This is a genomic window from Poseidonocella sp. HB161398, assembly GCF_005870025.1.
Lineage (GTDB): Bacteria > Pseudomonadota > Alphaproteobacteria > Rhodobacterales > Rhodobacteraceae > Mangrovicoccus.
Genome location: NZ_VATA01000134.1, coordinates 1 through 7,727 on the forward strand (window position 1 = coordinate 1; position 7,727 = coordinate 7,727).

General features: G+C 69.7%; 4 protein-coding genes and 1 pseudogene. 1 reads left to right on the plus strand and 4 read right to left on the minus strand.

Annotated elements, in window-relative coordinates; translation table 11 throughout:
• The 3 genes and pseudogenes from FGX59_RS35355 to FGX59_RS35365 all read right to left on the minus strand — a co-directional run.
• Window positions 1-189: pseudogene (locus FGX59_RS35355) on the minus strand (ABC transporter permease); the annotation flags it as partial.
• A 214-nt stretch (window positions 190-403) separates the two neighbouring features.
• Window positions 404-2,212, minus strand: a complete 1,809-nt coding sequence (locus FGX59_RS35360) for an NAD(P)-binding domain-containing protein (protein WP_138473252.1) — start codon at window positions 2,210-2,212, stop codon at window positions 404-406.
• An 87-nt stretch (window positions 2,213-2,299) separates the two neighbouring features.
• Window positions 2,300-3,370: a 2,3-butanediol dehydrogenase gene (locus tag FGX59_RS35365; protein ID WP_138473255.1), complete on the minus strand. Its 1,071-nt coding sequence runs from the start codon at window positions 3,368-3,370 to the stop codon at window positions 2,300-2,302.
• Window positions 3,371-3,618: 248 nt separating this feature from the next.
• Between FGX59_RS35365 and FGX59_RS35370 the strand changes: the two genes are divergently transcribed.
• Complete coding sequence (locus tag FGX59_RS35370; RefSeq protein WP_138473257.1) at window positions 3,619-5,490, plus strand: sigma-54-dependent Fis family transcriptional regulator; 1,872 nt, start codon at window positions 3,619-3,621, stop codon at window positions 5,488-5,490.
• A gap of 19 nt (window positions 5,491-5,509) precedes the next feature.
• Here the strand turns inward: FGX59_RS35370 and FGX59_RS35375 are convergent, their stop codons facing one another.
• The gene (locus tag FGX59_RS35375; RefSeq protein WP_206078533.1) at window positions 5,510-7,081 is read right to left on the minus strand and encodes an SLC13 family permease; all 1,572 of its coding nucleotides are present in this window, start codon (window positions 7,079-7,081) and stop codon (window positions 5,510-5,512) included.
• Window positions 7,082-7,727 lie beyond the last annotated feature (646 nt).

The following is a 7,727-nucleotide window of genomic DNA, read 5'->3' on the forward strand; positions in this document are numbered from 1 at the left end:
GTCGAGGCCGAGCTGCTGGTAGACATTCATGTAGACCTCCCGCGTCGCCTCCTCGCCAACGATCGCGCGGACAGGATCCACAGGCATGATCCGGCCGATCACGAAGGTCAGGATCAAGAGGCCTAGCAGGGTAACAAGGATCGTCAGCGCCTGGTTCAGCGCTGCCGATAGCCATCTGGGATTGCGCAAGACGCATCTCCTCCCTCGGTTTGCGCGGAACGGCCGCCCCCTCCGGCGAGTCCGTTCCAAGTTGTATGACAAGTACCATACAGAAAATGATAACCAGATCAAGACGGATTCCGCCGTTTGCGCGAGACGGAAGGAACGGGCGCATGAAAAAGGCCGCCACGCCCGGGAGCAGGGGCGTGGCGGCCGACCGCCGGAGGAAGTGGCGGAACCGGTGTCAGCTCAGGTGATGCGGGGCCTCCAGCCCCCAGACGGGCGTGCCGATCCCGGCATGGCGCGCCTTGAGCTGCAGCGAGAGATAGCGGGAATAGTGGCGCGACTGGTGCAGGTTGCCGCCATGGAACCACAGCCCTTCCTGCATGGTGGGCTTCCACATGTTGCGCTCTTCGCCCTCCCAGGGGCCCGGATCCTTGGCCGTGGCCGAGCCCAGCCCCCAGCACTTGCCGACCTTGTCCGCGACCTCCTGACTGATCAGGTCCGCCGCCCAGCCGTTCATCGAGCCGTAGCCGGTGGCATAGACGACCAGGTCGGCGGGCAGCTCGGTGCCGTCGGCGAAGCGCACGCCGGTCTCGGTCAGCCGGTCCACCGCCGCGCCCGGCCCGGATTTCAGCTTGATCGAGCCATCGATCACCAGGTCGCAGGCGCCCACGTCGATATAGTAGCCCGAGCCGCGGCGCAGGTACTTCATGAAGAGCCCCGACTCGTCATCGCCGAAATCCAGCAGGAAGCCGGCCTTTTCCAGCGCGGCGTAGAACGCGGCATCGCGCTGCTTGATCTCGTCGTATTGCGGCACGTGGAAGCTGTGCATGATCTTGTAGGGGATCGAGGCGAAGATCATGTCCGCCTTGTCATGGGTGATGCCGTTGGCCACCGCCTGCTCGGAATAGAGCCCGCCGAGGCAGACCTCCATCAGGCTGTCGGACTTGACGATATGGGTGGAGCTGCGCTGCACCATGGTCACGTCGGCGCCGTTCTCCCAGAGCGCGGCGCAGATGTCATGCGCCGAGTTGTTCGAGCCGATGACCACCACCTTCTTGCCGCGATAGGCGTCCGGGCCGGGATGCTGGCTGGAATGCTGCTGCTCGCCCTTGAAGATGTCCTGGCCCTCGAAGACCGGGATATTGGCCTTGCCGGACATGCCGGTCGCCATCACCAGCTGCTTCGGGCGCAGCACGACCTCCTGGCCGTCGCGCTCGACCACCACGGTCCATTCGCCCTTCGCCTCGTCGTAGCTGGCCGACTTGGCGAGGGTGGAGGACCAGTAGTTCAGCTCCATGACCTTGGTGTACATCTCCAGCCAGTCGCCGATCTTGTCCTTCGGCGCGAAGACCGGCCAGTTGTCGGGGAAGGGGATGTAGGGCAGGTGGTCGTACCAGACCGGGTCGTGCAGGCAGAGCGACTTGTAGCGGTTCCGCCACTGGTCGCCCGGGCGCGGGTGCTTGTCGATGACGATGGTCGGCACGTCGAGCTGGCGCAGCCGCGCGCCGAGCGCGATGCCGCCCTGGCCGCCGCCGATCACCAGCACATAGGGCTGGTCCTCGTAGCCCAGCCGCCGCGCCTCGTCCTCGCGCTTCTCCTTCCAGGTGCGGCGCTCGGGGTCATGGCCGTGCTCGGCGCCCATCGGACGGCGGATCCGGCGCGGCTCCTCATGGCCCTTCAGCTCGTGCAGCGTGGTCAGGAGCGTCCAGATCTTGCCCTCCTTCATCCGCACATAGCCGACGCCGCGGCCGGTGGCGGTTTCCAGGACCAGCCAGCCCTCGGTGACGCCGTCCGTCTCAGCGACCTCCTCGGACGGGTCGAGCGACAGCGACTCGGGCGCGACCTGCGGCAGCTGCGCAGCGGACATGGCCCGGATCTGGTCCTTGCCCTCGCAGGTCTTCAGGTTCCAGGTGAAGGCCGCCAGATCGCGCCAGAAGCCCGTTTCCAGGAAGCACTCCGCGACCGCGTCCGGGTCCTGCGCCACCAGGGCGCGTTCAAGATCCGCAACGAGCGCCTCGAGCGCGCCGCGGGGTGTCGTATCAAGCATGGTGTCTCCTCCCATTTGCCCGATGGATGTCAGGGGACTGCGCGCGGGCCCTCCCAAGCCCTGGCGCGCGCAGCCCGGATCGTTGGCTCAGCCGACCTCGATGAGGATCTTCAGCTGGCTGCCCGCGGGGTCGAGCAGGGCGTCGAAGCCCTCGGCGACCGCATCGTCGAGCTGGATCTTCTTGGTCACGACCTTCTGCGCCGGGATCGCCCCCGAGGAGATCAGGTCGATCACCCGCGGCCAGCTATGCGCCGGATAGCACCAGGAGCCCTTCACGGTGACGTCCTTGAAGGTGACGTCGAAGAAGTTCAGCTGGCCGACGCCCGGATGCACGCCGGTGGCGACGATCGTGCCCTGCTTGCGCACCGCGTCGAGGCAGCTCTGCAGCGCCCTGTCGTTGCCGACGCATTCGATGGCGATGTCGCAGCCCAGGTTGTCCGCGGTGCCGTCCTGGACGATCTTGACCAGGTCGTCCTTGGCCGGGTTGATCGTGACCAGCTCCGGCAGGATCTCCCTGGCGAGCTTCAGCCGGGTCTCGTTGAGATCCGACACGAAGAGCTTGGTCGCGCCGAAGGCCTTGGCGGTCAGCAGCGCCAGGATGCCGATCGGCCCCGCGCCGGTGACCAGCACCGAGCTGCCCGCGGTCACGCCCGCGCGGTCGCAGGCATAGACGGTCACCGCGGTCGGCTCGACCAGCGCGGCCTCCTCGTCGGACATCGTGTCGGGGATCGGATAGACGTTGTAGTCGTTCAGCACCGAGGCCTCGGCCATGCCGCCCCAGCCCCAGCTGAGGCCGACGAGCCCCAGCACCGGCGACAGGTTCAGCCAGCCGCGCTCGCCGAAATACTCGCCCGTGCGCGGACCGATCAGCGGCTGGATCGCGACGCGGTCGCCGACCTTCACGTTGGTCACGCCCTCGCCGATGGCGGTGACGGTGCCGCCGAATTCATGGCCGAGGATCTGCGGGCCATGCGCGCCGGTATAGGGGTGCGGCTCCTTCGGGATGAAAATCGGTCCGTAGCCGTATTCGTGCAGGTCGGTGCCGCAGATGCCGACGAAGCGGTTCTTCACCGCCACCTGGCCCGGGCCGGGGGCCGGAATGTCGTCGATCTGCTCGACCCGCAGGTCCTTGGCGGCATGGAAACGCAGAGCTTTCATGGGTCTTCTCTTTCTCGTCTTTGCGTCCCCAGCCTGTCGCGCCGGACGGACCGGTCAAATGCGCGTTTTCGCGCCTAATGAAATCAGCGGCTTGGCCTGGCGGGCTGTTGCATCCCCCGGCACAGTGTTGCACGCAGCTGCAACAGTCTCGCTGCGCTGCGGCGCCAGATGCTGCACCACGCAGACTGCCCGGTTCTGCCGCGCGCCCGGCTGCGCTAGTCTCGGGAGGGCGCGGAAGGAGACTGGCGATGCAGGGCGACATAGACCATATCCGGGAAATCGAGGCCGTCTCCCGCGGGCGCGGCGCCAGCCCGCGCGACCCCAGGGTGCTGGCCAGCTGGCTGCGCTGCCTGGAAAAGCACGGGCTCGACCCGACCGAGCGGCGCGAGGCCTATATCCTGCCCGAGACCCAGCTCCGGCTGCACCGCCAGCGCTCGGAAGAGCTGATCGGCATCGCCCGTTCGGGCATCGACAATCTCTACAAGCTGGTCGCCGGGCAGAGCTACGTGCTGCTGCTGTCGGACGGGCAGGGGGTGACGGTCGACTATCTCGGCCAGGACCGCCACAAGGAGGAGCTGCGCCGCACCGGGCTGTTCCTCGGCGCGGAATGGTCCGAGGGGCGCGCGGGCACCTGCGCGGTCGGCGCCTGCATCGAGGCGGGCGAGCCGCTGATCGTGCATCAGAGCGACCATTTCGACGTGACCCATGGCGCGCTCTCCTGCACCGCTGCGCCGATCTACGACACGGCCGGACAGCTTTCGGCGGTGCTCGACATCTCGCTCCTGTCGCCGCCGCGCCCGCGCGAGAGCCAGGTGATGGCGCTGAACCTCGTGCGCCAGGCGGCACGGCGGATCGAGATGGCCAATATCATGGCCGAGAGCCGCCGCGACTGGGTGCTGCGCCTGGCCGACAGCCCGGATTTCCTCGATGTCGATCCCGAGGCGGCGCTGTCGCTCGACGCGGCCGGGCGGGTGATCGGCATGACCAACGGCGCCGCGCGGCTGATGGCGCGGACGCTGGGCGTCGACTGGCGCGAGGCGGAGCTCTTGATCGGGCGGCATGTCGGCGACATCTTCGAGGTCGATCTCGACATGCTCGAGGGGCTGACGCGGCAGACCTCGGCGCGCGACCGCTTCCTGCAGACCCGCGACGGCTACCGGCTCTTCGCCCATGCGATCGAGCCGCGGCGCAGCCCGGCGCCGCGCCCGGCGCGGCCGCGCCACATGCCCGCCGAGCTGCGCGCGCTGGCGGGCGAGGATGCGGCGATGTCGGCGCTGCTCGGCCAGGCGGCGGTGCTGGCGCCGGGCGGGCTGCCGCTCCTGATCCTGGGCGAGACCGGCAGCGGCAAGACCGCGCTGGCCCGCGCCATCCACACGGTCGGCTCGCGCGGGCCCTGCATCACCGTCCCCTGCGAGACCTTCACCGAGGACGAGGCCGCCAGCCTCTTCGGCCGCGAGGAGAAGCGCAGCTTCGAGCCGGGGCTGGTCGCGGCGGCGGCGGGCGGGACGCTGGTGCTCGACAATCTCGACGAGCTGCCCGGGCGGCTGCAGGCGCGGCTGGTCCGGCTGGTGGCCGAGGGCAGCTACCGCCCGGTCGGCGCGATCCGCGAGCGCGCGGTGCAGGCGCGGATCGTGGTGACCCTGTCGCGCGATCCCGAGGAGGCGGTGGCCGACGGGCGGTTGCGCCGCGATCTCTACCTGCGGCTGGCCGGCGGGCGCCTGGCGCTGCCGCCGCTGCGCGCGCGGCGCGATCTCTTCGCGCTGGCCGACCGGGTCTTCGCCCGCGCCTTCGGGGCGCCGGTCGCCTTCGATGCCGATGCGCTGGCGCTGGTCGCGGGCCATGGCTGGGCGGGCAACCTGCACGAGCTCGACCAGATCGCGCGGATCATGGCGGCCGCGGCGTCGCAGCCCGGGCGCGACGGCCGGGTGCGGCTCGGCCGGGCGGATTTCCCGCCGCAGATGCAGGCGGTGCAGGCACTGGACAGGGGAGGGGAGGAGACGCTCCTGGCGCGGCATCTCGACGAGACCGGCTGGAACATCTCGCAGACTGCGCGGCGGATGGGGGTGAACCGCTCCACCATCCACCGGCAGATCCGGCGGCACGGGCTGCGGCGTCCGTGACGCCCGCCCGTGCCGGGGCTCAGAAGGTCAGGCCGAAGGCCAGCCCGCCGAGCGCGTAGACGAAGGCGGTGATCAGCGCGACGCCGACCAGGTTCAGCACGATGCCGCCCCTCGCCATCTGGCCGATCGTGACCGCGCCCGAGCCGAAGACGATGGCATTGGGCGGGGTGCCGACCGGCAGCATGAAGGCGCAGGTCGCCGCCAGCGCGGTCGGGATCAGCAGCGTCGTCGCTTCGACGCCGATGCCCTGCGCGACGCCGCCCAGCACCGGGATGAAGGTCGCGGCGGTGGCGGTGTTCGAGGTCACCTCGGTCAGGAAGATCACCAGCGTCACGACGCAGATCACGATGCCCAGAAGCGGCAGCGTGCCGAGCGCCTCGACCTGGGTGCCGAGCCAGCTGTCGAGCCCGGTCGCCTTGACCGAGGAGGCCAGGCTGAGACCGCCGCCGAAGAGCAGCAGCACGCCCCAGGGCAGCTCGTCCTGCGCCGTCGGCCAGTCGAGCACCATGTGCCCGCGGTCATCGGCGGGCAGCAGGAACAGCGCCAGCCCCGCCGCGATGGCGATGGCGGTGTCGTTCAGGCTGCCGAGCGCGGCGATCCCGGTGATGTCCGACAGCAGCCCCGGCACGATCCACAGGAAGGCGGCGCCGAGGAAGGTGAAAAGCACCATTCGCTCGCCCTGGCTCATGCTGCCGAGCTGGGCGAGCTGGTCGTCGATCATCGCCCGCCCGCCGGGCACTTCGCTCAGCTTGAAGCGGTAGAGCACGTTGGTCATCAGCACCCAGGCCACCAGGATGAAGACGAGGGCCAGCGGCGCGCCGAGGATCATCCAGTTGACGAAGCCGACCTCGGTGCCGAGCTCGTCGGAGAGGTAGGCCGCGACGATGGCGTTGGGCGGGCTCCCGAGCAGCGTGCCGAGCCCGCCGATCGAGGCCGACCAGGCGATGGCCAGCACCAGGCAGACGCCGAAGGCGCGGATGTCCGGATCGGCGATCGCGTCGGTGATCTTGCCGCCCTTGCGCAGCTCCGCGCCCTCGCCACCGCCCGGGCGGCTGCGTTCCACCACCAGGGTGAGGATCGACAGGCCGATCGGCAGCATCATCAGCGTGGTGGCGGTGTTCGACACCCACATCGACAGGAAGCCGGTGGCCAGCATCATGCCCAGCACGATCCGCTTGGGCTCGACCCCGACCTTCGACAGCGTCATCAGCGCGATCCGCCGGTGCAGGTTCCATTTCTGCATGGCGATGGCGATCAGGAAGCCGCCGAGGAAGAGATAGACGATCGGGCTGGCATAGGGCCCGGTGGCCTCGCTGACGCTGCGCCCGGCCAGAAGCGGCAGGAGCACGATCGGCAGGAGCGAGGTGGCGGCAAGCGGGATCGCCTCGGTCATCCACCAGATCGCCATCAGCGTGGCGATCGCGGCCACGGCGCGGCCCTCGGGCGACAGCGCCTCCTGCCCGCCGAGCAGCAGCCAGACGGCCAGCGCGCCCAGAAGGCCCGCGGCCCTGAGGCCCCAGGTCCAGCGCGGCGGGCGCACGGCCTCCACCATGGTTACCGGCTCGGTGCCGTCCTGATCCTTGTCGGTCACGGAAATCTCCTTGCAGGGAAGCGATCGGTTCGGTTCGAATTCGTCCAATTCCCGAAAAAAGGCAACCTGCGCGGGCCGCATCCCGGCCAGCGCCGCGCACAAGGCAGTGAGGCGCCGCCCGTCCGGGCCGGACGAGCTCGGCTCTGCCGCGGATTGGCCCGGCGCGGCAATCCCGGCGCGGGATGCCGTGCGGCTCCCGCAGGACAGCCGGGAGAGACGAGCACACGGGTCCCGCGGGTCTTCAACGGGCAGGAATTGGCGGCCGTGACGGCAACCGGAGCGCCCGGACGGAGCGGCGCCTCCCTGCGCGGCCGCCAGAGTGCCTCGCCCGGGGGCCTCGATCTCCGCGGGATCACATCCCGCGCCCCGGACCTCCGGCCGCGTCAGCGAATCCGGCGGCAGCCCGGTCGTCGCGGCCTCCGCTGTGCAGGACTGCCCGCTGCCGCTGCCGGCCTGCAGGGGCAGTGCGCCCTCGGGACCGCGTCAGCGGGGGGTGGCATCGGCGCTGTTGCGCAAATCAGCTAACGGCGAGCGTTCCCCTTTCCCCGGAGAGGCTTATCCTGCGGCCACAGTCATCGGGATACCGATTGCTGTAAAGCGGTTGAGGAATGAGCGGCAAGCGCCACTGGTCCGAGCGCAGCCGCGA